Consider the following 23,949-nt stretch of genomic DNA (forward strand, 5'->3'; position numbering starts at 1 on the left):
AAACTTATTTATAGGGAGATGAAAAGAAAAATGGGACGTAATGTCCCATTTTTCATCCTTTTGTACCTCCAGCTGTTAAACCAGAAATAAAGTATTTTTGTAGTGATAGGAATAAAATTGAAATTGGGATCGCAATTAACACAGAACCCGCTGCAAACGTTGTAAATTCATTACCGAATTTCTTCGCAACCATTTCATATAATCCAACTGCTAAAGTATAATTTTCTGGTGTTCGCAAAATAATACTCGCTAAAATGAAATCTGTAAATGGACCAATGAAAGTAAATAACGCTACAACCGCTACGATTGGCTTTGCAAGTGGCATAATGATTTGCCAAAAAATACGAAAATGTCCTGCTCCATCCATTCGAGCTGATTCATCCAGTTCTTTCGGAATCGTATCAAAATACCCTTTCATAAGCCATGTATTCATCGGAATAGCCCCGCCTACATAAATTAAAATTAATGCAAGGTGTGTATCAATTAATCCTGTTAATTGAGCTAATACGTATAAAGCAATTAACGCTGCAAAGTTTGGAATCATTTGCAGAATTAAAAATGTTAATAAACCATTTTTTCTTCCAACAAAACGATATCTCGAAAATGCATAAGCGGTAAAACTAATTGCTAACACTGAGAAAATCATCGTTAAAACACTTACTTTTAATGTGTTTTTATACCATAGTAAGTAATTACTATTCTCTAGATCTAATAACTTACGATAATGATCTAACGTTGCATTTTGTGGAATAATACTTGATCCAGATAAACTATCACCTGGATTAAACGATGAGCCAATAATCCATAATAACGGATAGAAAATGATGGCACACATTACGAAAATAACTAAATAACTTAATGAGAGACGTAACATCTTCTGTCTTTTAATATTCATTTACATCATATCCTCTTCTTGGAATGATTTTGTTCTCTTAAATTGCCATAACGCAACTGTAATAACAATTAACGATAATATCATTGTAAGAGCTGCTGCTTTTCCGTACTGCGCTGAAGTCATCGTTAACTTATAAATCCATGAAATTAAAATATCCGTTCCACCTGCGTCTTGTCCAGCTACAGCAGGACCTCCACCATTAAATAGATAGATGATACTAAAGTTATTAAAGTTAAACGTATATTGCGTAATTAATATTGGTGCTGTTGCATATAACACAAGTGGCAATGTAATTTTACGAAACTGTTGCCAAGCTGTCGCTCCATCTACTGTAGCCGCTTCATATAATTCTCCCGGAATCGATTGCAGTATACCTGTTGTCATCGCAAAGATAAACGGGAACCCAAGCCACGTTTGAATCATAATTAAAGCAATCTTCGCCCAAAATGGATCTGTCATCCAAGCAATCTTTTCAATTCCGAATAAAGCTAATACTTGATTGTTAATCGCTCCGAATGTTTCATTAAACATACCAGAGAAAACAAGAATAGATACGAATGCTGGAACCGCCCACGGTAAAATGAAGATTGTTCGAATAATCGCCTTTCCTTTAATACCAGGCTGATTTACGATAATCGCTAAGAAAATACCAAGTGCAACTTGTAATGTTGTTGCAACGAATGTCCAAATGACAGTCCAAGAGAATACACTTACAAATGTCTCTCTCCACATCGGTAAAGTGAAAATATCAATAAAGTTTTTAAAGCCCACCCAATCTACTAATTTAGCTGGAGGAGAATGATATAAATCATAGTTTGTAAATCCAATTAAAATTACGAAGATGATTGGAAATACGACCACAAAGATAAGTAGTAGAAAACCTGGTGAAACCATTAAATAAGGAAAACCTTGATCTAACAAATTACGATATTGCTCTTTTACAGAATTTAACGGTGTTCCGCTATCACGTTTCTTTCCATTTTGGTATGCATCATATAAGTTAAATGCATATATGCCTAGCCCAAAAGCGATAACGATAAGGGCCAAGATTCCTTCTACTAATAGAAAGACAGAATGGTCACGTGGAACTTCTGTACCAAGCGTTACAATACCCCATAATCCCATATTTAATAAATCAGCAAAGGCTACAATAAAAGAACCTGTTAATACTAGAAAAATAAGACCTTTTACAAATTGTTTATTATACATTTGGCCCACGCCTGGAATGATTGATAACATGGTTGCCATTTTCCTATGCTTTGAATGGTTTAACCCATTTGCTGGTTCCATAGATGTTTGCATGTTCCTTCCCCCTTTTTTCTTCCTACATGGAAGGGAGAGAATTCGTGCCTCTCATATTAGAGGCACGAATTTCACCTTATTTTTTCTTGTTATGATTTGCCTCAATATTACCTTTAATTTGTTTCACTGCACTATCAAGCGCCGCTTTTGGTGCCTCTTTATCTGTAACAACTAATTGAAGCGCATCTCCAGCTGGTTTCCAAACTTCTTGCATTTCTGGAATGTTTGGCATTGGAATTCCATTTTCAGATTGCGTTGCAACTGCTTTTGCAGCTTCGTTATCTTTAATAATTGGATCTTCCATTACTGATTTTACTGGAGGAATTTCTTTTGTTTTCTCAAATCGAATTTTTGCGTTTTCTTCATTTGTTACCCACTCAGTGAATTTTGTAGCTAAATCATTTTGTTTAGAGAAACTTGTTACATGCCATCCTTTAACCCCAACAAACGTTTTCATTGGTTGACCATTTGGTAATTTCGGCATTGGAGCAACGCCATAATCAATCCCGTTCTTTTCCATTGCTTGGAACGCCCATGGGCCATTCATGATAGAAGCTGCTTTTCCTTCATTGAATAGTCCATCAGCAGCAGGCCCACCTGATTCACCGATAATACCTTTTGGGAATAATTTTTCCTTGTACCATTTTTGAAGATATTCAGCACCTTGTACTGCTCCACTATTATTTAATCCAACATCACTTGCATTTGGCTTTCCATCTTTTTCACCAAATACATAACCGCCCATACCTGCCATGAATGCATTAGCAAAGTAGAAGTTATCTCCTAATGCTAAAAATCCGTACTTGCCATCTTTCGTAAATTCTTTTGAGAAGTTAAACAGCTCGTCCATCGTTTCTGGCGCTTTTGGCATTAGTTTTTTATTGTAAATAAAGACTGGTGTCTCAATTGCTTTTGGTAAACCATATAATTTTCCATTATATGTCTGTGCTTCTATTGATGAATTAGTAAATTTACTCTTTACAGCATCATCTGCTTTCACTTCAGAAAGTAAACCTTCTGTTACTGCATTTCCGATTTGATCGTGTGGCAATGTTACAACATCTGGTCCAGTCCCCGCTGGCCCATCAAGGCGTAACTTCTTCACTTGATCTGTCATTTGCATTTCAACAACTTTTACTTTTACTTTATATTTTTCCTCAAAGCTTTTCACTGCTGGTTCTAAACCAACACCTTTTTTATCATCTTCCCAAACAAGAAGATCATAGTCTTTTTTCGCTTTACTTTCCTCTTTTTTCCCTGAATCTTTCGGTCCACATGCAGATAACATACCAATAGATAATGCTGAAACCGTTAATAATGATAATGCTTTCTTCATCCCAAAAACCTCCCTAAATTGTCTATGTACCTCAGTAACTGAAAACGTTTGCATTTAATAGTTTAATTGAAGCGCAAACAATATCTCAATCTATGAAAACGTTTGCGCTATTTGTCTATCATTATACATTCTTTTATTCATTTTGCAAATATTAATTTAAAAATTATGTCATTATACTCTTTATACATTGACTTTATATAAAATGAATACTACTCTTATAAGCAATATTAAAGCTACGAGAAAGGCAATCGTTTGCAATACAGGCTTTATTATTACACTTAAGGGAATACTATGTATAGAGATATTGAAGGGGGATTTTCTATATGTTTAAAGAAGCCATTTATCATAGGCCGAAAGATAATTATGCATACGCTTATGATGAACAAACAATTCACATCCGAGTACGTACTAAGAGAGATGATATTCAAAGCGCCGATCTTATTTACGGTGATCCTTACGAATGGAAAGACGGGAAATGGATATCAGCAAGTACACCCATGAAAAAAACGGGTTCTACTGCATTATTTGATTATTGGTCCATTGCAATTGAACCAAAATTTAAGCGCTTACGTTATGGGTTTGAATTAAAATCTGAAACAGACACTCTTATTTATGCAGAGCGAGGATTCTTTTCTAGCATTCCAAATGATGATGTTGGTAACTTTTTCTGTTTTCCATTTATTCATGCAGATGATGTATTCAAAGCACCATCTTGGATTAAAGACACCATTTGGTATCAGATTTTCCCTGAGCGATTCGCTAATGGCGATAGTACGCTGAATCCAGAAAACACCCTTCCTTGGGGAAGTGCGAATCCAACTCCAACTAATTTTTTCGGCGGAGATTTTTCTGGTGTTATTCAAAACCTTGATTACCTTGTTAAGCTTGGCATTTCCGGAATATATTTCACACCTATTTTCAAAGCTCATTCAAACCATAAATATGACACAATTGACTATATGGAAATTGACCCACAATTTGGGACGAAAGAAACTTTTAAAGAGCTCGTTGAAGAATGTCATAAGCACGGTATAAAAGTAATGCTCGATGCTGTGTTTAATCATAGTGGATACTTTTTCGAGAAATTTCAAGACGTACTAGAGAATGGTGAGAAGTCCGCATATAAAGAGTGGTTCCACATTCATGAATTTCCGATTATAACCGAACCACTTCCAAATTATGATACTTTCGCCTTTACACCGTATATGCCTAAATTAAATACAGCTCATCCAGATGTAAAAGAATACTTACTTGAAGTAGGACGTTATTGGGTACGAGAATTCAATATAGATGGCTGGCGCCTTGATGTCGCCAATGAAGTCGATCACAACTTTTGGAGAGAATTCCGAACTGAAATAAAGACACTAAATCCTGAAGTATATATTTTGGGAGAAATTTGGCACGATGCCCTTCCGTGGCTACAAGGCGATCAATTTGATGCTGTCATGAGCTATCCTGTTACAAATGCTCTACTTTCTTACTTTGCTAACGATTCCATTAAAGCAAGTGAATTCATGAAGCAAATTACAGAATCTCTACATTCCTACTCTATGAATGTAAATGAAGCAGCATTTCATTTATTAGACAGCCATGATACTCCAAGAATTTTAACAACATGCAACGGAGATAAAAATAAGTTGAAATTGCTCTATGTATTCCATCTTTCTTTCATCGGCTCTCCTTGTATTTATTACGGGGATGAAATTGGTATGGATGGCGGCATGGACCCTGATTGCCGTAAATGTATGATTTGGGATACTAAAGAACAAGATCATGCATTATTTACCCATATACAAACATTGATTTTATTACGTAAACAACATAAAGCATTTGGAGGACATGGTACTTTTCAATTCATCGAAGCAAATGATGAACATAATTATATTTCTTATACGAAAACATATGAGGATGAAACTATCTTTTTCGTTTTAAACCCTACTAATAGTGAAGTTACAGTTTCACTCCCTCTTCATGTTACTGGTAAGAAAATAATTAACATTTATACAAACGAAGAATTTTCAGCGGAAGCAAGTGTATTACAAGTTACACTTCCTCCATATGGATTCTCCATATTAAAATGGTAATCCAAAAAAGCCTTATGCCAAGTTCGAAATGGCATAAGGCTTTTTCTTATTTCAATTTGAACACTATCGCTTCATACGGACGTAATGGAATGTTATCTATTGATCCGATTTCTACATCGTAATTGTGTATAAATAACTCTGATTCACTATAACTAATATCCTTAGGCATTTCAAATACACTTTCATCCGCAGTAAAGTTTGCAATGACAAGTAGTTTTTCATCTCCATATGTTCTTACATAAGCAAAAATAGAAGGGTCATTATCTAATATTAAATCATATGATCCATACACAACTATTTCATTATTTTTGCGTAGTTCAATTAATTTCTTATAGTAATAAAAAATTGAACCTTCATCTTGGATTGCTTGTTTCACATTAATCTCTTTATAGTTAGGATTTACAGTAATCCAAGGTTCACCTTTTGTAAATCCAGCGTGATTCTGATCATTCCACTGCATCGGAGTTCTAGCATTATCACGACCCTTTATATAAATAGATTCCATTACTTTTTCTATATCTTCACCATGGTCTATCACTTTTTCTTTATACATATTTAACGTTTCAATATCTCGATATTCATCAATTGATTGGAATCGAACGTTCGTCATTCCAATTTCCTCTCCTTGATAAATATATGGCGTTCCTTTCATCATATGAAGAACTGTCGCTAACATTTTTGCTGATTCAATGCGATACATTCCATCATTACCAAAACGAGATACAACGCGAGGCTGATCATGATTATTCCAATAAAGGCTATTCCATCCGGTATGCTCTAATGCTTTTTGCCACTTTGTTAAATTCTCTTTTAAAGTAAGAAGTGAGCATGGTTTTACATCCCACTTTCCACCTTCTCCTGAATCTAAATCCATATGTTCAAATTGGAATACCATTTGCAACTCTTTTCGTTCTTCTCCAGTATACAATTTCGCTTCTTCTGTCGTTACACCAGGCATTTCACCAACCGTCATAATATCATAATGCGATAATACTTCCTCATTCATTTCATGTAAATATTTATGAATGTTTGGACCGTTCATAAAATGCTTATGACCTGAAACATACCCCTCTTCTTCTGTTTCAACAGCTGGTAATCCCTCTTCTTTAGAAATAAAATTAATAACATCCATACGGAAGCCATCAATTCCTTTTTCTAACCAAAACTTCATCATTTCATAAACATCTTGTCTTACCTTTTCATTATCCCAATTTAAATCTGGCTGTTTTTTAGAAAACAGATGTAAATAATATTCATCCGTCATTTCATCATACTGCCATGCAGATCCACTAAAAGCAGCTCCCCAGTTGTTCGGTTCTTTCCCTTCTTTTCCAGGGCGCCATATATAGTAATCTCTATATTTATTATCTTTTGATTTACGTGATTCAATAAACCAATTATGTTCATCCGAAGTATGATTAACAACTAAGTCCATCATAAGTTTCATATTACGTTCATGCATTTCATGTAATAGCTCATCCCAATCTTCCATTGTTCCGAACTCGTTCATAATTTTACAATAATCGCTTATATCATAACCATTATCATCATTTGGAGATTCATAGACTGGTGATAACCAAATCACATCAATCCCTAACTCTTTTAAGTAATCTAGCTTTGAAATAATCCCTTGAAGATCTCCTATACCATCACCATTACTATCCATAAAGCTACGAGGATAAATTTGATATACTACACTTTCTTTCCACCATTGTTTTTCCATTATGCTACCCCATTTCATTCATCATTCATTTTTCTCTTTTTTAAGGCGCAAACGTTTTCATTAATGAATGATAACAGATTCTATCTCAATTTAAAATAGCGCTTACAATTTTTATTGTTCTTTTTCTAAGAAAACATATGAAAACCACTAATAAATCTCCAATAAATGAAAACGTTTTATTTTTTTATTTATTTTTTGAATCTATTCGTTTATAATGAACTCAAAGAAAACGTTTGCATAATTATTTCTAGGGGGAAATACCATGGCAGAACTTAAATTAGAAAACATTTATAAAATATATGATAATAACGTAACAGCTGTAACTGATTTTAATTTACACATTCAAGATAAAGAATTTATTGTATTTGTCGGTCCTTCTGGATGCGGAAAATCTACAACATTACGAATGGTAGCTGGACTTGAAGATATTTCAAAAGGCGAGTTTTCAATTGATGGTAAACTAATGAATGATGTTCCTCCAAAAGATCGAGATATCGCTATGGTATTCCAAAACTACGCTCTTTATCCACATATGAGTGTATATGATAATATGGCATTTGGATTAAAACTTCGAAAAATACCAAAAGATGAAATCGATCGTCGTGTGAAAGATGCAGCAAAAATTTTAGGACTTGAACAATATTTAGATAGAAAACCGAAAGCATTATCAGGTGGACAGCGCCAACGTGTTGCGTTAGGTAGAGCAATCGTTCGAGATGCAAAAGTTTTCTTAATGGATGAACCATTATCAAACTTAGATGCTAAACTCCGTGTTGCAATGCGCTCAGAAATTTCTAAGCTACATCATCGCCTTGGAACAACAACAATTTATGTAACACATGACCAAACAGAAGCAATGACTATGGCTTCGCGTCTTGTCGTTATGAAGGATGGAAAAATCCAACAAATTGGAACTCCAAAAGAAGTATACGAAACGCCAGAAAACATTTTCGTGGGTGGATTTATCGGCTCACCAGCGATGAATTTCTTCCGTGGTAAATTGACTGAAACCGATTTCGTTATAGACAATACTATAAAAATTAAAGTATCTGAAGGAAAAATGAAGATGCTACGTGAACAAGGCTATGTAAATAAGGAAATTGTTTTAGGTATTCGCCCAGAGGACATTCATGATGAACTACTATTTTTAGAAGCTTCGCAATCTACTGCCTTCACAACAAAAATTGAAGTCGCTGAATTATTAGGTGCTGAATCCATTTTATATATGAAACTTGGAAATCAAGATTTTGCAGCACGTGTAGATGCAAGACATACATTTTCACCTGGTGATCAAATTAAATTAGCATTTGATATGAATAAAGCACATTTCTTTGATAACCAAACTGAACAACGTATTCGCTAAAAAATTTATCTTTACTATACACATACAAAAAAACCGTCCACATATATTGAGGGCGGTTTTTATTATTATACTAGGGCTTCTACTGTATGAAATGATTGTCCTTTTGTGCTAATAATACCGAAAATCGGTAAATCACTAAGCACCACTTCTTCTTGCTGTTTCATAAAAGATGACGTTAATTGTTTTATCTCTATCCAAACGTCATTAATACAAAGTACATTGGAATCGTTCTCTTGTTGGCGAGAAAAAATAGAATCTATTTTATATAAACCTGCATTTTGAAAAAGCATATCAATGCGACTGAATGCATTCAAAGTAATGCTAATAACGCGTTGCCAATCTCCTTGCTTTCCCATATCATAGGATACAAAAAGTGCCTCTCCGCCTAGATTCATAATTTCCTCCACTGTTGCTTGTCCACTCTCTTGATCAATGTCCGTCACAATAACTTTTGCGCCTTGTTTAGCCAACAAAAGAGCTGTATTACGTCCAATACCGATGCCACCGCCAGTTACGATAGCAACTTTTCCTGCAAGCTTCATTTTCATTACCCCTTCTATAAGTCTTACCGTCATTCAGTATACTCCTTTATAAGATTAATCTGCAAGCAAGAAAAATTGCTATTTTACTTGTAAACGTTTACTTTTTATCCTTCTTTTTTCTTATTATTACGCTGATCGAAAACTAAACCGATGAAAATTAAAATCCCCCAAAAGATTACACTACCTCCAGTCATTTTAATCTCCCCCTTATTATATAAAGTGAAATTTTAATCAGCCCCAATATGGCGGAATAAAGATATTATTTTTAATCATTATATCATTTTCTTAATTTTCAATCTATTATAAATAGAATTAACACATTTTAGCTTTTCCTTACTGTAAACATTCCCCATATACTTATAAAATCAAAAAGACCCTTTTATATATAAAAAGGTCTTTTTTTCATTATACAAGACTTATTACTTTCGTTTTTGTAATTAAATCCTGAAAACCACAATTATCTTTGCGGAACAACATCATATATATATTACATATTAATGGAATTCCTAATAGCAATACGTTCGGTAATAACACTACAAAAAATCTTATAATTAATGTTTGCAACGTTAGCTTTTCACTCTTCAATGAAATTAATTTTATTCTCGTTACCTTTTTTCCAAGTGTAACACCGTTCCAAATAAAGGGTAACACAATAAAATATATCGCCATTAATATAAAAACTACTGCGAAATCATATCTAAAATCACCTAAGCTTATATTAAAGCGCTTAAACATAGCACTATAGTTTCCGGTCATAATAGCTACTACTACACCATACATAACCGAGATTAAAAACATGTCAATTAGGGAAGCACCTATGCGATTCATTACAAGCGCTGGACGATGCATCTTTAACTTCATTTTATGTCGACTCCTTCATATCCTTCTTTACCCGTCTCATCGTACCACTTCTAAAAAACATTGTAAACTAGCCTTTCTCTTACTTTTCTTGTACAATTTGTTACAATAGCATTATAAAGGAGGTTCCCATATTGAAAAAATGGATAATCCTATTCGTCGCCTTCCTATTAACTGGTTGTGCAGGAAACACAGGTCACTTAACTTATACGGTTAACGATGAATACGAACTCATACGTACTTCTGGAAATGCATTTGAACTTTTCCCCTCGCAAGATGCTGTATATGCCACACAATACATCCCTGCAAAAATTACAGACATTGCTTGGGATGATAAATACATTATTGCAAAACAAACCGAGGAAAAATCAGATCCGAATAACCCTGACGCAGCAATTGCAAATAAAAAAAGTGAACATTATTGGATTATTGACGTAAAGCACAATAAACGTTTCGGTCCCTACAATGAAAAGCAATTTAATGAACAAAAAGATGCGTTTAAAATTAAGGTGCCTTTTCAAAATGTAGATTCATACATAAAAGAAATAAAAAAACAGTCAGCATAATATTTGAGTGCTGACTGTTTTGCCTTACATTATTTTAGTGAGATGTTAAACGTTTGTGGCTCTTTTACAACATCTTGTGTTTCTGAATCTCCTGCAAGTAAATCATCAGTTGTAAACTGAATATCCTTTACCTTGTCTTTTCCATCGTCAAGTATTAAACCAATAATACCATCTCTTGTTTCACCAGGCTTATAGTCTTCTCTTGATACATTTTTTGTACCAACTAACGTATCTTCGTCATATAAAAAGTTTTGAGTGGCTACTTTAAAATGTTGCTTACCATTAATCATAACATCATTCATAGAGAAAAATTGCATATTTTTATTTCCGGTATTCTCCACTTTATATGTAATCTCAACGTAACGAATTGTATTACTAATCTCTGTTCCACTTAGCGATGCATATAATTCTGCATCTTCTTGGCTTACTTTATCCCCTAATCTCCGTTTTACTTCTTCAGGGGTTAGTGCCGTGTATACTTTCAATGTTTTTTTTGCCTTTTCACTCATCTGTGATAAAGAAATTACTTTCACATCTTGTACGTGAATTTTCATTGGCGCTACTTCAAATGTTTGATTCACAGAATGCATCTGCTCTAACTTAAAAGTACCCCATCCTGTTTCTTTCACTTTTTGTCCTACTTTTTTCAGCTCACGCCCACCATATTCTTTTGTTTCAGGAATAGATTCTTTCTTCTTCGGTTCAGCTTTCTTTTCTTCTTGATGGAAGCAACCACTTAACATAAGAAGAAAACTACATAAAACAAAAATACTTTTCCATGCTTTCATCATTTCATTTCTCCTAACGCTATCATTCATGAATATAAAATTAGTCCCTGGCTTTGTAAACTATAGAAACAATGACAAGTCCACAAAATGAACTTGTCAGTCCAGATACTATTATACCTCCAATTTGGAAAATATGAAAATAGGGATCTAGGAACGCGTGCACGATAAATATAATAGTTGCTACAACAATTACTGAAACCCAATACTTTCTTTTTTCCGAAGCTAAAATAAGATCTTTACCCATTTCATTTCTATACTTCCATAAAACGTATACTAATAGTAGAACACCAATACATGTACTTCCATGTTGCATATATTTATAAACAGAGATACCGTACCATTCTCTTTGTAATAATGGTATTTTCATAACGAAATAGCCTGTCTTATGAGTGAATGCATCCCAAACAACATGCGTGAGCATACCGAATAATGCAGAATAGCAAAATACAAAGAATTCTTTCCAGGTATGTAGCCCCCACCTCTCATCTATTGCATATGAATAATAACCAGCAAACGGTTTAGGTAAATGCGTTATAAACGGCTTTTTTAAAATGTAGTGATATATGTATGCGAGTAGAAATACAAGCGGTAAATTTAAATATAAGAACCCGAGCCATTTATGGCCAATAACACCATACGGTCTAAAGTGTAAAAAATATTCAAAGTCAGGCGCCATACTACCTAATATAAGAGCCGTTACTGAAATATGTTTAGAATGCTTTTTCGCAAAAGGAAGAACTGCTGCTGGATGTGCAAATGTAAACGGCATACTTTAACTCCTTCTCACATTTTCAATAGAATACCATATATCATAACGAGAGAATGGATCTTCATGCAATATTTATTTTCACATTGGAATATGATAGTTTAAATGATATAATCCACATAAAATATTCAGAAAATAAGGAAGGAATTCAGGTGTCATTAACACTTGTATTTGCCGCCTTTTTAGAATCAAAATCCGTTATGAATTGAGGTTTATATATTGATTGACGTACCCTTTTTACAAAATGTTACATTAAAAAAAGAAAATATCCCTAGTTTTTCCGCATATCCTTACTGCTTACCTGCTATCCGAACATTACAATCACTAGTTTTTCATCCAAATGTAACATTCATTATTGGAGAAAATGGAACGGGTAAATCAACATTACTTGAAGGAATTGCAATTGCGTTAGGCTTTAATGCAGAAGGTGGAACGAAGAATTTCCGCTTTAGCACTAACGATTCACATTCATCTTTACATGAATACCTTCGAATTTCCAAAAGTTTCAATACACCAAACGACGGTTTCTTTCTTCGCGCTGAATCATTTTATAACGTTGCTTCTTATATTGATGAAATAGATGCTATAAAATCTTACGGCGGCGTTTCACTACACGAACAATCTCACGGCGAATCATTCTTTTCCTTATTTATGAACCGTTTTTCAGGACAAGGTTTATACATTTTAGATGAGCCTGAGGCAGCTTTATCACCAATGAGACAACTTTCCATGCTTATTCGAATGCATGAGCTAGTGGAACAAGGTTCACAATTTGTTATTGCGACGCATTCTCCTATTTTAATGGCCTACCCTGAATCCACTATATATTCTTTAACACAAGAAGGGATTCACGAATCCACATTAGAAGAAACTGTGCATTACCAAACGACGAAACTTTTCTTTGAAAATCGTGATCGATTATTTCATCATCTATTTGAGTCGTAAAAAAAGAAGCAGCAATAGCTGCTTCTTTTTTATAGTGCTTCTATAAATAAGGCAACCCCGATACCGCCACCGACGCATAAAGAGGCAATTCCTTTTTCTAACCCACGTCTTTTTAATTCGTGAATTAAACTTACTGTAATACGAGCCCCTGTACAACCAATTGGATGCCCAAGTCCTACGCCACTACCGTTTACGTTCACTTTTTCACGGTCTAAGCCTAACTCTTTCTCTACAGCTAAATATTGAGCCGCGAAAGCTTCATTAATTTCAAGTAAATCTGCATCTTCCAATGACCAATCTACTTTTTCTAAACCTTTACGAATTGCTGGTGCTGGTCCAATACCCATAATTTTCGGGTCTACTCCAGCTACTGAATATCCAACAATTCTAGCTAACGGTTGTAAGCCTTTTTCTTTCGCTTTTTCTTCGCTCATTAATACTAGAACTGCACTTCCGTCATTCAGGCCAGATGCATTACCTGCAGTTACAGACCCATCTTTACGGAATGCTGGTTTTAACCCTGCTAATTTTTCCGCTGTAATATCTGCACGTGGATGCTCATCCTTCGAAAATACTACTTCTTTTCTACGTTCTTTTATTGTAATAGGAACAATTTGATCGTCAAAGTGTCCAGACTCGATTGCCTTCAGTGCCAATGTATGACTGCGAAGAGCAACTTCATCTTGTTCCTCTCTTGTAATTTCATATTGTTCAACTAAATTTTCCGCTGTTTCACCCATCATAATATGGTGAATCGGATCTTCTAACACTTCCCACACCGTATCACGAATTTCTCCGTGCTGTAGACGTTGTCCCCAGCGGTGCTGTTTCAATGCATAAGGGCTCGAACTCATCGCTTCTACTCCACCTGCAACAACAACATCACTTACACCTAATTGGATTTGCATTGCAGCTGACATAATTGCTTGCATACCTGAAGAACATTGACGTTGGATTGTATATCCCGTAACTGTGTCAGGAAATCCTGCCGCTAATGCAGCTGTTCTCGCTGTATTTGCTTCATCAGTTCTTTGAATACAATGACCTAAAATTACTTCATCAACTTCATGTGGTTCTACCCCGCCTCGTTTTACAGCTTCCTGAAGTACAGGAACAGCTAATTCTACTGGCGTTACATTTTTTAGCGCTCCTCCAAAAGTTCCAATTGGCGAACGAACTGCAGCTGTAATAACAACATTATGCATTTTGTACTTGCCCCTCTCTTATGTACCCTAGTAAGTTTTTAGGTGAAATTCCATAAGATGTATATCTATAACTATCATACTATAAACATACTAAAAAATCAAAATATTTAATATAATAAAAATAGAAGGAATTAACCTTCTATTCTGTCAGTGCATATAAAAACTTTTGCAAAATTTTCTCTGTCGTTTCATTCAATTTTGGCAACTTATCTACTGGAAAATATTGAAGTTTCAACCCTTCATGATCGAGCTTTAATTCCCCGCTCACATGATGTGCCTGATACAGATGAATGACATTGAAAATTTCATCGCCATTCGGATAACGGAAATATACTTCTTTTCCTGATAGAACACCAAGAAATTGCATTATTTTTGCAGTTAACCCCGTTTCCTCAAATAACTCTCTACGTGCCGTTTCTTCTGTCGTTTCACCCAGTTCCATCGCCCCGCCAGGTACACCCCAATCATATGTATCTGAACGATATTGAAGCAATACTTCTTGTTTATCATTTAATATAATGATTGCTGATCCTACGAGAATAAGCGGTCTTGTACCAACGACTTTTCGTAACTCTTCAATATACCCCATATGTAAATTCCCCTTTCCCTAACCTCCCTTATCATAACAAAATTTCTCTCTTTTTGTTCATGTAATTTTAAAGAAAAAAAGGAAGCTTTCGCCTCCGTTTTTTCATCTTTATTTCTTAAAACTTTCATATTTTACAGCTTCAAAAGCTTCCTCAATTTCATCATTACGATAATGGACATATGTAAAACGACCCAATTCTACTAATCTTGCTATTTCCTGTAACGCTTTATGCTGCTCATATGTTTCTTTCAGCTTAATATGTACATAAAACTTCATTAAAGGATGTTCATATAAAGGTTCTCCCACCTCTACATATACATCTTCAACCCCTTGTACAACTCTTACATAACTCGCAAATTGATAAAGTGCTTCTCTGTCTGAAACGATTTTTAATGTATACATATATTCTCCCCCTTTCCTTTACTATATCAAAAAGACGACCATACCATGTTATAGAACTATGAAATTTTTTCGACTTGTCATCTATATATTCAATAAAGAAGGCGTTTATCCATACATGACATCTTTTCCCCACATATATTATAGGAAGAACTTTTTTTCATTTGAGGTGTTCCTTATGGATCCATACGTCAATATATGTATTTGCATTACTCCCGGCGCCGATATTTCTGATGACCGCATCGCAAAAGATTTAGCTGTTGCAGAATCAATTTGGCACCCCATTACATTTCAAATTCAAGAAGTAATTGTATTAAATGAACTTTTCCGTTTTTTTGACCGTGAAATCAGTTATAAAAATTCCATTCAAAGTCAAGAAAAGTTGGCATCCTTTTTCCAAACATGTGTAAATGAAGCTCCTGAATGCGACCTTTATATTTGTTATATTGGCAGTGATTATTTCAAAGAAACAGCAGTAATTGCCTGCGCTTATTCTTTAGCAAAACAACAGCAACTTACTGGCTATATCGTTTTAACAAATTCGGCTGCCCCTATGAAAAATATATATACGCTCGCTCACGAAATCGGTCATATTTTATTTACAAGACGTATTCATGGAAAACTTACTCATGCAGATCCTCATTCTCCAACCGGGTCGGAGCACCACCCTTCTCCAACAAATCTTATGTATCCGATAGTCCCTCGTCCAGAAAACGTTCATATTCATTCCTTATTAACAGCAGAACAAAAAGCGCTCTCTTTACAAAGCTCTTTATTACAAAGAAAAAAACAGTAACCCTCATGTTACTGTTTAAAACAACTTATTCCAATCAACAAAACAAATCCCGGCTGCTAGAAATAAAAATAGACAACTAAATGTAAATGTAATCCCTCTAAAAATCCCTATATAATATTTCTTTGGAAATAATTTTTGGTATATCCAGAGCAGCCCTTTTCCAATAAAACCGAAGAACAAAACATATCCAGATGTATAATCTATTACAGTATTAAAATAGCCAACATGTATCCTTTTTATAAAAGAGGTATAGTTAGGTTAACCTTAGAAAACTACTACTCAATTTACCTATAAATAATACTGTCTCTCTTTTTATTCTTATACTTTCCTTTTTTCTAATTTTATATGAATTTTCAAAAGCATGTAAATAACAATGAAAAGAATTATTTGTTGTACATACATTCCAATAATACTTGATACACCTATCATTACAAATACATATTCTAATACAATTGGAACCAGTAAATATGACAGAGTAAACCAACCACCAAATTTAATATTGGTAACAGCCGCTAAAAGAACTACTATACCAACAAGAATGAAGCTTTCTGTACTAGTAAATTTAATAAATGTTGTACCATAAAAATTATTTAATAATGCAATACTAAAAATTAATAAAAACCATATCGCACCGCTTATATACATAATTAAAAACTCAGTTCTTTTATGCTTAAATGATGCTGTTCTCATCCCCCATATTAATACAGTAATTCCTACAAAAATCATAATCGGATAGCCAATTAACTCAATTAAAGAATAAGACAAACGATGGTCGGCTGCACTAAAGAATACGCTCTTCATCATCGTGAAAGCCAATAAATTTACAATAAAGTAAAGTAATAATTTATAATTACCTTTTCTATCTATATCCATCTCTTTTGCAAGTTGATTAGCATATTCTTTTGGAGCATGACCGAATATATCACTTACCGTCTTACCTTTCTTCTCACCTTCTATTAAATGTAGTTCTGCATCTTCTATAAAAGAAATAATATCATCTTCTCTAATGCCCTTCGTTCGTAAATAACCTTTGGTATCCTCTAAAAACTTTTGTCCTTCATTCGATAGCACTTTTATCCCCCCTTTATTTAACCATTTCTCTTCTATTCGTCTTCATCATAATTTCAAGGAAGATTAAAATAAACAAACTTCCGTATAAACATATAATTTGAAATAACATTGGCACGAGATCTTCTGATGTAAATGTTTTAAATAGTAACATAATCGAAAGTGGAATAATTAAATATAAGTTTTTAAACCATCCATCAAAATACATATTTACCGCTACTGTAATGATAAAAATACCACCAGCCAATAAATAACTTTGCATTTGATTGAATATAAACATTTTTGTAGGATATATCACATCTAGTACCATAATGACTCCCATTAAAAACATTGGCGCTATCATTACTAAAAACCACATAGAAAACCACGTTTTTGAAAAACTTGTTACAAAAGTCATTTTGCGAAGTAGAAAATTAGGACCTATAACAACTAAAATAAATGAAAAACTATAACCGATACACTGAATAAGTGAAATCTGTAACATTCCATGGTTCACTATTAAGATAGAAGCAATAATCCAAAACGATACGATATTCATTACTGTAAAACCAATTTGCTTACACGTTTCCTGTCTATCCCTTTCCATCACTTTTACAAGTTCATTTGCATATTCTTTCGGTGAGCTTCCGAAAATATCTTCTACACTCTTCCCCTCACTCGCCATTGTAAAACCATACTTCGCTAGCTTTTCACTCATTTCATAACCGTATATTTCGCCTTCAGAAATAATAGCAAGTAAGCATCCTTCTAAAATCCCTTTCAGCATTTGACTTGTCGACATAATTCAAATCCTCCTAACAATATTTTTTTCCAAATGTTTGCAGGAATTTCATTATAGCTTCTCTAAATAGAGCACTATGAAAACTTTATTATGAAGGGATGTTTTTCATCATGGTTACAAATCGAGTTGTCTTTTTAACAGGTGCTGCAAGTGGTATTGGTTATGAAATGGGAAAGGCTTTTGCAAAAGAAGGTGCAAAAGTTGTGATTACCGATCGACTTGAAGAACGTGCAAAAGAAGCTGCTGAACAATTACAAAATGAAGGTTTTCAAGCTATCGGTTTAAAATGTGACGTTACATCTGAAGAGGAAATTACAGCAGCAATTTCTCAAACAGTTGATCATTTCGGTTCATTACATATATTAATTAACAACGCAGGAATGCAACACGTTTCACCCATTGAAGACTTTCCAACTGAAAAGTTCGAGCTACTAATTCAAATTATGCAAATTGCTCCGTTTATCGCAATTAAGCATGCCTTTCCGATTATGAAACAACAAAAATATGGTCGTATTATTAATGTCGCTTCTATTAACGGCCTTGTCGGATTTGCTGGAAAAGCTGCCTACAATAGTGCAAAACATGGCGTAATTGGATTAACAAAAGTTGCTGCTTTAGAAGGTGCTACGCATGGTATTACTGTTAATGCCCTTTGCCCTGGTTATGTCGATACCCCTCTTGTACGTAATCAACTACAAGACTTAGCTACTACACGAAATGTACCACTTGAAAATGTTTTAGAAGATGTTATTTATCCACTCGTCCCACAAAAGCGCTTATTACAAGTACAAGAAATCGCTGATTATGCGATGTTTTTAGCGAGTGAAAAAGCTAAAGGTATAACGGGACAAGCTGTTGTTATAGATGGTGGTTATACCGCTCAATAAAAATAAAGTTTGCTCAAGAAGAGCAAACTTTATTTTTATTCCCGAGGATCTTCGTACTTTAGTAATTGCCGCGGGAGCTTCTCAATTGCAACAATTACCCCCTCTAGTTTACTTTCAATACGGTGGAGTAAATATAATGTTACAACAATCGGAAACCCTACATTACCTATCATCTTGATCCACTCTTCCATCCTCTTCCCCTCCTTTCATTATATAAGTAAGAGAAAACACTGCATTTAGGCATAAAAAAACAAGCTATTATGTACTAGCTTGTTTTTCAAATAATGATGCAATTTCTCGTTTATAGTCCCCGCGTATAATACCTTTCTCAGTAATAATTCCTGTAATTAATTCATTCGGCGTTATGTCAAATGCTGGATTATAAACATCCGTTCCAATTGGTGCTACTTGTTTTCCAAAGATTTTCGTAACTTCTGTTTCATCTCTTTCTTCAATAATAATTTCAGCTCCAGTTTCTTTCGTAACATCAAATGTTGACAGTGGAGCAGCAACGTAAAATGGGATATTAAAGTGCTTTGCTAAAATAGCTAAATTCATTGTCCCTATTTTATTTGCCGTATCTCCATTTGCGACAATTCGATCCGCCCCTACAATAATTGCATTTATTTCTTTCGTTTGAATAGCATGAGCTGCAGTATTATCTGTAATAAGGGTCACATCAATATTTGCTTGCTTCAATTCCCAGGTCGTTAAGCGACCACCTTGTAAAACTGGTCTCGTTTCACACGCATATGCATGTAAACGCACACCTTTCTCTTTTCCAATATAAAAGGGAGCTAATGCAGTTCCATATCTGGCAGTTGCGATACTTCCAGCGTTACAGATTGTTAAAATATTATCGCCATCTTTAAAACATGTTAACGCATATTCCCCAATATTTCGGCACACCTCTTCATCTTCCTGCTGAATGCGAAGCGCTTCTTCTTCTAATGTTTTTTGTGCTTCTTTTATTGTAGTAATCTCTCGAATAGATTCTCTCATACGATCAATTGCCCAAAATAAATTTACTGCTGTCGGGCGTGACGTTCCTAAATAATTACAATCTCTATTAAACTTCTTTTGAAATTCTTCAATATGTACAGTGTTATATTTTTTTGATGCAAGCGCCAAGCCAAATGCAGCTACAATTCCAATTGCAGGCGCTCCTCGTACTTCTAACATTACGATGCTTTTCCAAACCTCTTCAATAGTCGTCAATGTTTTGTATTCTGTGCTATGCGGCAATTTCGTTTGATTTAATACCGCAATTGCATCACCTTTCCAGCTTACAGATCTCGGAACAGTAACAATTGTACTCACGCTTTTACGCCCCCTGAAACTGTCTGTTGAAATAATGTTCGAAACAGTTGAATATCAGCACTTTTAGATTCATATTTTATTAGTTCTTTACCTAAGGATAGCGCTTGTTTCTTAGCTTGAATTCTTGTTTCTTTATTTTCTATTTCATCTAAATCTGCTACATGAGCTAAACCAATTGTTCTACGAATCAGTTCACATCCGGCAAATCCAACTGCATCAGTAAAGATATTTTGCAAAATAATTGGTAACCATTGTTTTTCTTTCGTATATGCTTCTACACCTTCTCCAATCCATAACTTTGTAAAAGTTTCTACAAAATAACTCCACGTCTTTTCTATATGGAAAAATAGTACACTTCTTTTTTCTTCTTCTCTAGATAAAGCATTTAATAATAGATTTGCAATAAATTGACCTATGTCAAATCCAAATGGGCCATATGTCGCAAATTCTGGATCAATCACTTTCGTTTCAGAAGGTGACGAAAAAATACTACCAGTATGTAAATCACCATGAATAAGAGTTTCTTTTCTTGTTAAGAACTTATATTTATATTGTGCTACTTTTAGTTTTAAAGTTTTATCACTCCAAAGTTCATCAACCACGAGCTGTAAATCTGGCTCATAATCATTTGTATCATAATGTCCAAACGGATCTGTAAACACTAAATCCTCTGTAATTTTACAAAGGTCCGGATTTACAAAGGTACCTTCTAGTACCCTCTTCTCTTCTGACTGTAAACCAAAATCTGAAGTATAAAATAAAACATGTGCTAGAAAACGGCCGATATGCTGGGATAAAAGCGGATATTCTTCTCCGTCTATTAATCCTTTTCTTGTAATTGTTAGTCTTGATAAGTCTTCTATTACCGTTATCGCTAACTCTTCATCATGACTGTACACTACTGGAACATAATCCGGTACATACTGCGCAAAAATTTGTAATGCCTTGCTTTCAATCGTTGCTCTTTTTATAGACAATGGCCAGCTTTCACCAACTACTTTCGCATAAGGCAGTGCTTGTTTTATTATAATTGATTTCTCTCCATCATCTAATTTGAACACGTAATTTAAGTTTCCGTCTCCAATTTCATGACAAACGACATTTGCCTTCGCTTCAAAATAGCCATGATCTTTCGCATATTGTACAGCTGTTATTTCTGTTAATGAATAATATCCCATCGTCTTCTCCCCCTTTTTAAATTCAGAGGTTTTTCTAACATAGAAAAACCTCTTTCCACTAAGAAAGAGGTTTGAAGTTTATCTTCTCCCCTCTTATCTGCCAGAAAGTTTTACTTTCTGCTGGAATTAGCACCGTGCCTTTTGGCGTAATAAACGCCCCATTTCACAATGGTATTACGGTCGGTTGCTGGGCTTCATCGGGCCAAATCCCTCCACCTGCTCTTGATAAGAGTTGTATAATTTTTTGAATTTTTAACTTTATGTTGAAGACTATACCAAGAATAAAAATCACTTGTCAACATTTTATTTGTATAATTCTGGACGGCGATCCGCAAAAACTGGAATTCCTTTACGTACTTCTTTAATTTTCTCGAATTCAAGCTCTCCAAATAAAATTGATTCCTCTTCATTCGCCTCTACTACAACTTCACCCCAAGGGTCCACAATTAAAGAATGACCCGCAAATACATTATTTGGATCCTTTCCTGCTCTATTACACGCAACAACATAACACTGATTTTCAACTGCTCTTGCTTGCAATAGCAAACGCCAATGTGCTAAACGAACTAATGGCCATTCTGCTACAACAAATAATACTTTTGCCCCTTTAGCAGTATGGACACGCATCCACTCTGGAAAACGAATATCATAACAAATTGTTCCAGCGCATTCGACATCATCTAGCTTAAATTCGCCCGTACCATTACCGGCTATTAAATATTTATGTTCATCCATAAGCTGAAATAAATGTACTTTACTATATTCGTTGACTAGCTGTCCTTCATTATTTACAACATACATCGTATTTGTAACGCCTTGCTCTGTTTGCTTTGCTATAGAACCACCAACAATATGTATATCATATTGCTTCGCCCATTCTATTAACTTTTCTTTCGTTTCCACTCCATCCCTATCTGCAATTTCAGAAAGTCTCGTTAAATCATATCCTGTTGTCCATAGTTCTGGTAAGACGATAACATCTGGCCTTTCCTTCATAGCTTCGCTTATTTTATTTTTAGCATTCTCAATATTTTTTTCTACATCTCCAAAAACAATATCCATTTGAATACATGCGACTTTCATTTTTTCAGCCCCATTCTTATTTTTTCCTTTACAAAATACTGGAAAGATTATATCATTTGTCACTAGAATTGTAACAACTTTCAAAAGAGGTGGAAAGTATGAAATTATTTCAACCTTCTGAGATAGTAACATCATTGCCAACACAATTTTTCGCTTCACTTGTTGCAAAAGTTAACAAAGTCGTTGCAGCTGGTCACGATGTTATTAATCTAGGTCAAGGTAATCCAGATCAACCAACACCGCAGCATATCGTAAAAGCTTTACAAGATGCTGCCGAAAAGACCATTCATCATAAATATCCGCCATTTCGCGGACATGAAAGCTTAAAGGAAGCCGTGGCTACATTCTATAAACGTGAATACGGCGTCGAATTAAACCCCAAAACTGAAGTTGCTATTTTGTTTGGCGGGAAGGCTGGACTAGTAGAATTACCGATTTGTTTTACAAATCCTGGTGATACGATTCTCGTTCCGGATCCAGGTTATCCAGATTATTTATCCGGGGTTGCTTTAGCAAAAGCACACTTTGAAACAATGCCGCTTATTGCAGAAAATAACTTTTTACCAGATTATACGAACATTGATGACTCTATTGCAGAGCGTGCAAAATTAATGTTTTTAAACTATCCAAATAATCCTACCGGTGCTACTGCATCAAAAGATTTTTTTGATGCAACCATTCACTTTGCTAATAAACACAATATATTAGTTGTTCACGATTTTGCTTATGGCGCTATCGGATTTGATGGTCAAAAACCTGTTAGTTTCTTGCAAGCAGATGGTGCGAAAGATATAGGAATTGAAATTTACACATTATCAAAAACTTTCAATATGGCTGGCTGGCGCATCGCTTTTGCTGTAGGGAATGAAAGTGTGATTGAAACAATTAACCTATTACAAGATCATATGTATGTTAGTATATTCGGTGCAGTTCAAGATGCTGCTCGAGAAGCGCTATTAAGTTCACAGTCTTGCGTAATAGACCTTGTAAATAGTTACGAATCTCGAAGAAACGCTCTTATTTCAGCCTGTCACTCAATTGGTTGGAATGTAGACATTCCAAAAGGATCATTCTTTGCATGGCTTCCCGTTCCAAAAGGATATACCTCTGAGCAATTTTCTGATATTTTACTAGAAAAAGCACATGTCGCAGTTGCTCCTGGTGTTGGATTTGGTAAGCATGGGGAAGGGTATGTCCGTGTTGGTCTCTTGCATGCAGAAGATAGATTACGAGAAGCCATTAATCGAATTGATAAATTAAATTTTTTCAAAAAGTAATTGACAACACGAAAAATATCTGACAAAATTCAGTTATCTTAAAAATTTAAACATTTCTAAATACTTCTTATCAAGAGCAGGTGGAGGGACGAGCCCGACGAAACCCGGCAACCGATCTACAATGTAGACACGGTGCTAATTCTCGCAGCATTACGCTGACAGATAAGGAGCTGGTTGTAAAAAAACCTCTCCTTAGCT

Annotated in this window: 25 protein-coding genes, 1 pseudogene and 2 riboswitches; of the genes and pseudogenes, 7 read left to right on the forward strand and 19 right to left on the reverse strand. The window is 34.7% G+C overall.

Features of this window, described 5'->3' with window-relative positions; translation table 11 throughout:
* Positions 1 to 52: 52 nt before the first annotated feature.
* From malD to HFD78_RS05825, 3 genes are all read right to left on the reverse strand, one after another.
* Positions 53 to 895 (reverse strand): maltosaccharide ABC transporter permease MalD, encoded by an 843-nt coding sequence (malD, locus tag HFD78_RS05815; RefSeq protein ID WP_001022608.1) that lies wholly within the window; start codon positions 893 to 895, stop codon positions 53 to 55.
* On the reverse strand, positions 896 to 2,197 hold the full coding sequence (malC, locus tag HFD78_RS05820) for a maltosaccharide ABC transporter permease MalC (RefSeq protein WP_001194996.1): 1,302 nt from the start codon (positions 2,195 to 2,197) through the stop codon (positions 896 to 898). It abuts the gene before it with no gap.
* Positions 2,198 to 2,273: 76 nt separating this feature from the next.
* A complete protein-coding gene (locus HFD78_RS05825; protein ID WP_000709923.1) occupies positions 2,274 to 3,533 on the reverse strand; it encodes an extracellular solute-binding protein in 1,260 nt (419 codons plus the stop codon).
* A 323-nt stretch (positions 3,534 to 3,856) separates the two neighbouring features.
* Between HFD78_RS05825 and HFD78_RS05830 the strand changes: the two genes are divergently transcribed.
* Positions 3,857 to 5,617 (forward strand): alpha-glycosidase, encoded by a 1,761-nt coding sequence (locus HFD78_RS05830; RefSeq protein WP_000471776.1) that lies wholly within the window; start codon positions 3,857 to 3,859, stop codon positions 5,615 to 5,617.
* 46 nt (positions 5,618 to 5,663) lie between these two features.
* On the opposite strand, the gene malL is transcribed toward HFD78_RS05830, so the two are convergent.
* Positions 5,664 to 7,340, reverse strand: a complete 1,677-nt coding sequence (gene malL, locus HFD78_RS05835; protein WP_000415178.1) for an oligo-1,6-glucosidase — start codon at positions 7,338 to 7,340, stop codon at positions 5,664 to 5,666.
* A gap of 262 nt (positions 7,341 to 7,602) precedes the next feature.
* Here malL and HFD78_RS05840 point away from each other — a divergent pair, with 262 nt between their 5' ends.
* Positions 7,603 to 8,703: an ABC transporter ATP-binding protein gene (locus HFD78_RS05840; protein ID WP_000818931.1), complete on the forward strand. Its 1,101-nt coding sequence runs from the start codon at positions 7,603 to 7,605 to the stop codon at positions 8,701 to 8,703.
* A 65-nt stretch (positions 8,704 to 8,768) separates the two neighbouring features.
* Here the strand turns inward: HFD78_RS05840 and HFD78_RS05845 are convergent, their stop codons facing one another.
* The 3 genes from HFD78_RS05845 to HFD78_RS05855 form a co-directional block, all read right to left on the reverse strand.
* Positions 8,769 to 9,278: an SDR family NAD(P)-dependent oxidoreductase gene (locus tag HFD78_RS05845; RefSeq protein ID WP_000218410.1), complete on the reverse strand. Its 510-nt coding sequence runs from the start codon at positions 9,276 to 9,278 to the stop codon at positions 8,769 to 8,771.
* A 71-nt stretch (positions 9,279 to 9,349) separates the two neighbouring features.
* Positions 9,350 to 9,439 carry a hypothetical protein gene (locus HFD78_RS05850; protein ID WP_000145650.1) on the reverse strand — a complete coding sequence of 30 codons (90 nt, stop codon included), beginning with the start codon at positions 9,437 to 9,439 and terminating at the stop codon, positions 9,350 to 9,352.
* 211 nt (positions 9,440 to 9,650) lie between these two features.
* The gene (locus HFD78_RS05855) at positions 9,651 to 10,106 is read right to left on the reverse strand and encodes an RDD family protein (protein WP_000769098.1); all 456 of its coding nucleotides are present in this window, start codon (positions 10,104 to 10,106) and stop codon (positions 9,651 to 9,653) included.
* 131 nt (positions 10,107 to 10,237) lie between these two features.
* On the opposite strand from HFD78_RS05855, the gene HFD78_RS05860 reads away from it, so the two are divergent.
* A complete protein-coding gene (locus HFD78_RS05860; protein WP_000758785.1) occupies positions 10,238 to 10,669 on the forward strand; it encodes a DUF3997 domain-containing protein in 432 nt (143 codons plus the stop codon).
* Positions 10,670 to 10,698: 29 nt separating this feature from the next.
* On the opposite strand, the gene HFD78_RS05865 is transcribed toward HFD78_RS05860, so the two are convergent.
* Together HFD78_RS05865 and HFD78_RS05870 are read right to left on the reverse strand one after the other, a co-directional pair.
* Entirely contained in the window at positions 10,699 to 11,460 is a 762-nt protein-coding gene (locus HFD78_RS05865; RefSeq protein WP_000973895.1) for a hypothetical protein, read from the reverse strand.
* Positions 11,461 to 11,497: 37 nt separating this feature from the next.
* A complete protein-coding gene (locus HFD78_RS05870; RefSeq protein WP_001116847.1) occupies positions 11,498 to 12,226 on the reverse strand; it encodes a DUF4184 family protein in 729 nt (242 codons plus the stop codon).
* Positions 12,227 to 12,442: 216 nt separating this feature from the next.
* On the opposite strand from HFD78_RS05870, the gene HFD78_RS05875 reads away from it, so the two are divergent.
* Positions 12,443 to 13,168, forward strand: coding sequence for an AAA family ATPase (locus HFD78_RS05875; RefSeq protein ID WP_000568012.1), 726 nt, complete (start codon positions 12,443 to 12,445; stop codon positions 13,166 to 13,168).
* Between the two features lie 29 nt (positions 13,169 to 13,197).
* Here the strand turns inward: HFD78_RS05875 and HFD78_RS05880 are convergent, their stop codons facing one another.
* The 3 genes from HFD78_RS05880 to HFD78_RS05890 form a co-directional block, all read right to left on the reverse strand.
* Positions 13,198 to 14,373 (reverse strand): acetyl-CoA C-acetyltransferase, encoded by a 1,176-nt coding sequence (locus HFD78_RS05880; RefSeq protein ID WP_000552075.1) that lies wholly within the window; start codon positions 14,371 to 14,373, stop codon positions 13,198 to 13,200.
* 139 nt (positions 14,374 to 14,512) lie between these two features.
* Positions 14,513 to 14,962 (reverse strand): NUDIX hydrolase, encoded by a 450-nt coding sequence (locus tag HFD78_RS05885; protein WP_002005651.1) that lies wholly within the window; start codon positions 14,960 to 14,962, stop codon positions 14,513 to 14,515.
* A gap of 108 nt (positions 14,963 to 15,070) precedes the next feature.
* Positions 15,071 to 15,364 carry a DUF3928 family protein gene (locus HFD78_RS05890; protein ID WP_000288330.1) on the reverse strand — a complete coding sequence of 98 codons (294 nt, stop codon included), beginning with the start codon at positions 15,362 to 15,364 and terminating at the stop codon, positions 15,071 to 15,073.
* Between the two features lie 175 nt (positions 15,365 to 15,539).
* Between HFD78_RS05890 and HFD78_RS05895 the strand changes: the two genes are divergently transcribed.
* Entirely contained in the window at positions 15,540 to 16,157 is a 618-nt protein-coding gene (locus HFD78_RS05895; RefSeq protein WP_000371605.1) for an ImmA/IrrE family metallo-endopeptidase, read from the forward strand.
* A gap of 15 nt (positions 16,158 to 16,172) precedes the next feature.
* Here HFD78_RS05895 and HFD78_RS29390 read toward each other — a convergent pair whose 3' ends face one another.
* From HFD78_RS29390 to HFD78_RS05905, 3 genes and pseudogenes are all read right to left on the reverse strand, one after another.
* Complete coding sequence (locus HFD78_RS29390; protein WP_098657781.1) at positions 16,173 to 16,397, reverse strand: DNA-binding protein; 225 nt, start codon at positions 16,395 to 16,397, stop codon at positions 16,173 to 16,175.
* 78 nt (positions 16,398 to 16,475) lie between these two features.
* Complete coding sequence (locus HFD78_RS05900) at positions 16,476 to 17,228, reverse strand: DUF1129 domain-containing protein (protein WP_000950460.1); 753 nt, start codon at positions 17,226 to 17,228, stop codon at positions 16,476 to 16,478.
* 13 nt (positions 17,229 to 17,241) lie between these two features.
* Positions 17,242 to 17,883 (reverse strand): annotated as a pseudogene (locus HFD78_RS05905) (DUF1129 domain-containing protein); the annotation flags it as partial.
* A gap of 233 nt (positions 17,884 to 18,116) precedes the next feature.
* On the opposite strand from HFD78_RS05905, the gene HFD78_RS05910 reads away from it, so the two are divergent.
* On the forward strand, positions 18,117 to 18,893 hold the full coding sequence (locus tag HFD78_RS05910; RefSeq protein ID WP_000258428.1) for a 3-hydroxybutyrate dehydrogenase: 777 nt from the start codon (positions 18,117 to 18,119) through the stop codon (positions 18,891 to 18,893).
* A gap of 35 nt (positions 18,894 to 18,928) precedes the next feature.
* Here HFD78_RS05910 and HFD78_RS05915 read toward each other — a convergent pair whose 3' ends face one another.
* The 4 genes from HFD78_RS05915 to HFD78_RS05930 all read right to left on the reverse strand — a co-directional run bounded on the left by HFD78_RS05915 (position 18,929) and on the right by HFD78_RS05930 (position 22,558).
* The gene (locus HFD78_RS05915) at positions 18,929 to 19,084 is read right to left on the reverse strand and encodes a YvrJ family protein (RefSeq protein WP_000393337.1); all 156 of its coding nucleotides are present in this window, start codon (positions 19,082 to 19,084) and stop codon (positions 18,929 to 18,931) included.
* Positions 19,085 to 19,151: 67 nt separating this feature from the next.
* On the reverse strand, positions 19,152 to 20,213 hold the full coding sequence (gene mtnA, locus HFD78_RS05920) for an S-methyl-5-thioribose-1-phosphate isomerase (RefSeq protein ID WP_000104613.1): 1,062 nt from the start codon (positions 20,211 to 20,213) through the stop codon (positions 19,152 to 19,154).
* Positions 20,210 to 21,391 carry an S-methyl-5-thioribose kinase gene (mtnK, locus tag HFD78_RS05925; RefSeq protein WP_000542674.1) on the reverse strand — a complete coding sequence of 394 codons (1,182 nt, stop codon included), beginning with the start codon at positions 21,389 to 21,391 and terminating at the stop codon, positions 20,210 to 20,212. The genes mtnA and mtnK overlap by 4 nt, the downstream gene beginning before the upstream one ends.
* A 90-nt stretch (positions 21,392 to 21,481) precedes the next feature.
* Positions 21,482 to 21,623, reverse strand: a riboswitch (SAM riboswitch).
* A 71-nt stretch (positions 21,624 to 21,694) separates the two neighbouring features.
* Complete coding sequence (locus HFD78_RS05930) at positions 21,695 to 22,558, reverse strand: carbon-nitrogen family hydrolase (protein WP_033668346.1); 864 nt, start codon at positions 22,556 to 22,558, stop codon at positions 21,695 to 21,697.
* Between the two features lie 14 nt (positions 22,559 to 22,572).
* Here HFD78_RS05930 and HFD78_RS05935 point away from each other — a divergent pair, with 14 nt between their 5' ends.
* Positions 22,573 to 23,751: a pyridoxal phosphate-dependent aminotransferase gene (locus HFD78_RS05935; RefSeq protein WP_000765513.1), complete on the forward strand. Its 1,179-nt coding sequence runs from the start codon at positions 22,573 to 22,575 to the stop codon at positions 23,749 to 23,751.
* Positions 23,752 to 23,815: 64 nt separating this feature from the next.
* A riboswitch (SAM riboswitch) is annotated at positions 23,816 to 23,920 on the forward strand.
* Positions 23,921 to 23,949 lie beyond the last annotated feature (29 nt).

Source organism: Bacillus sp. EKM501B (assembly GCF_011800505.1).
In the GTDB taxonomy this organism is placed as follows: domain Bacteria; phylum Bacillota; class Bacilli; order Bacillales; family Bacillaceae_G; genus Bacillus_A; species Bacillus_A cereus.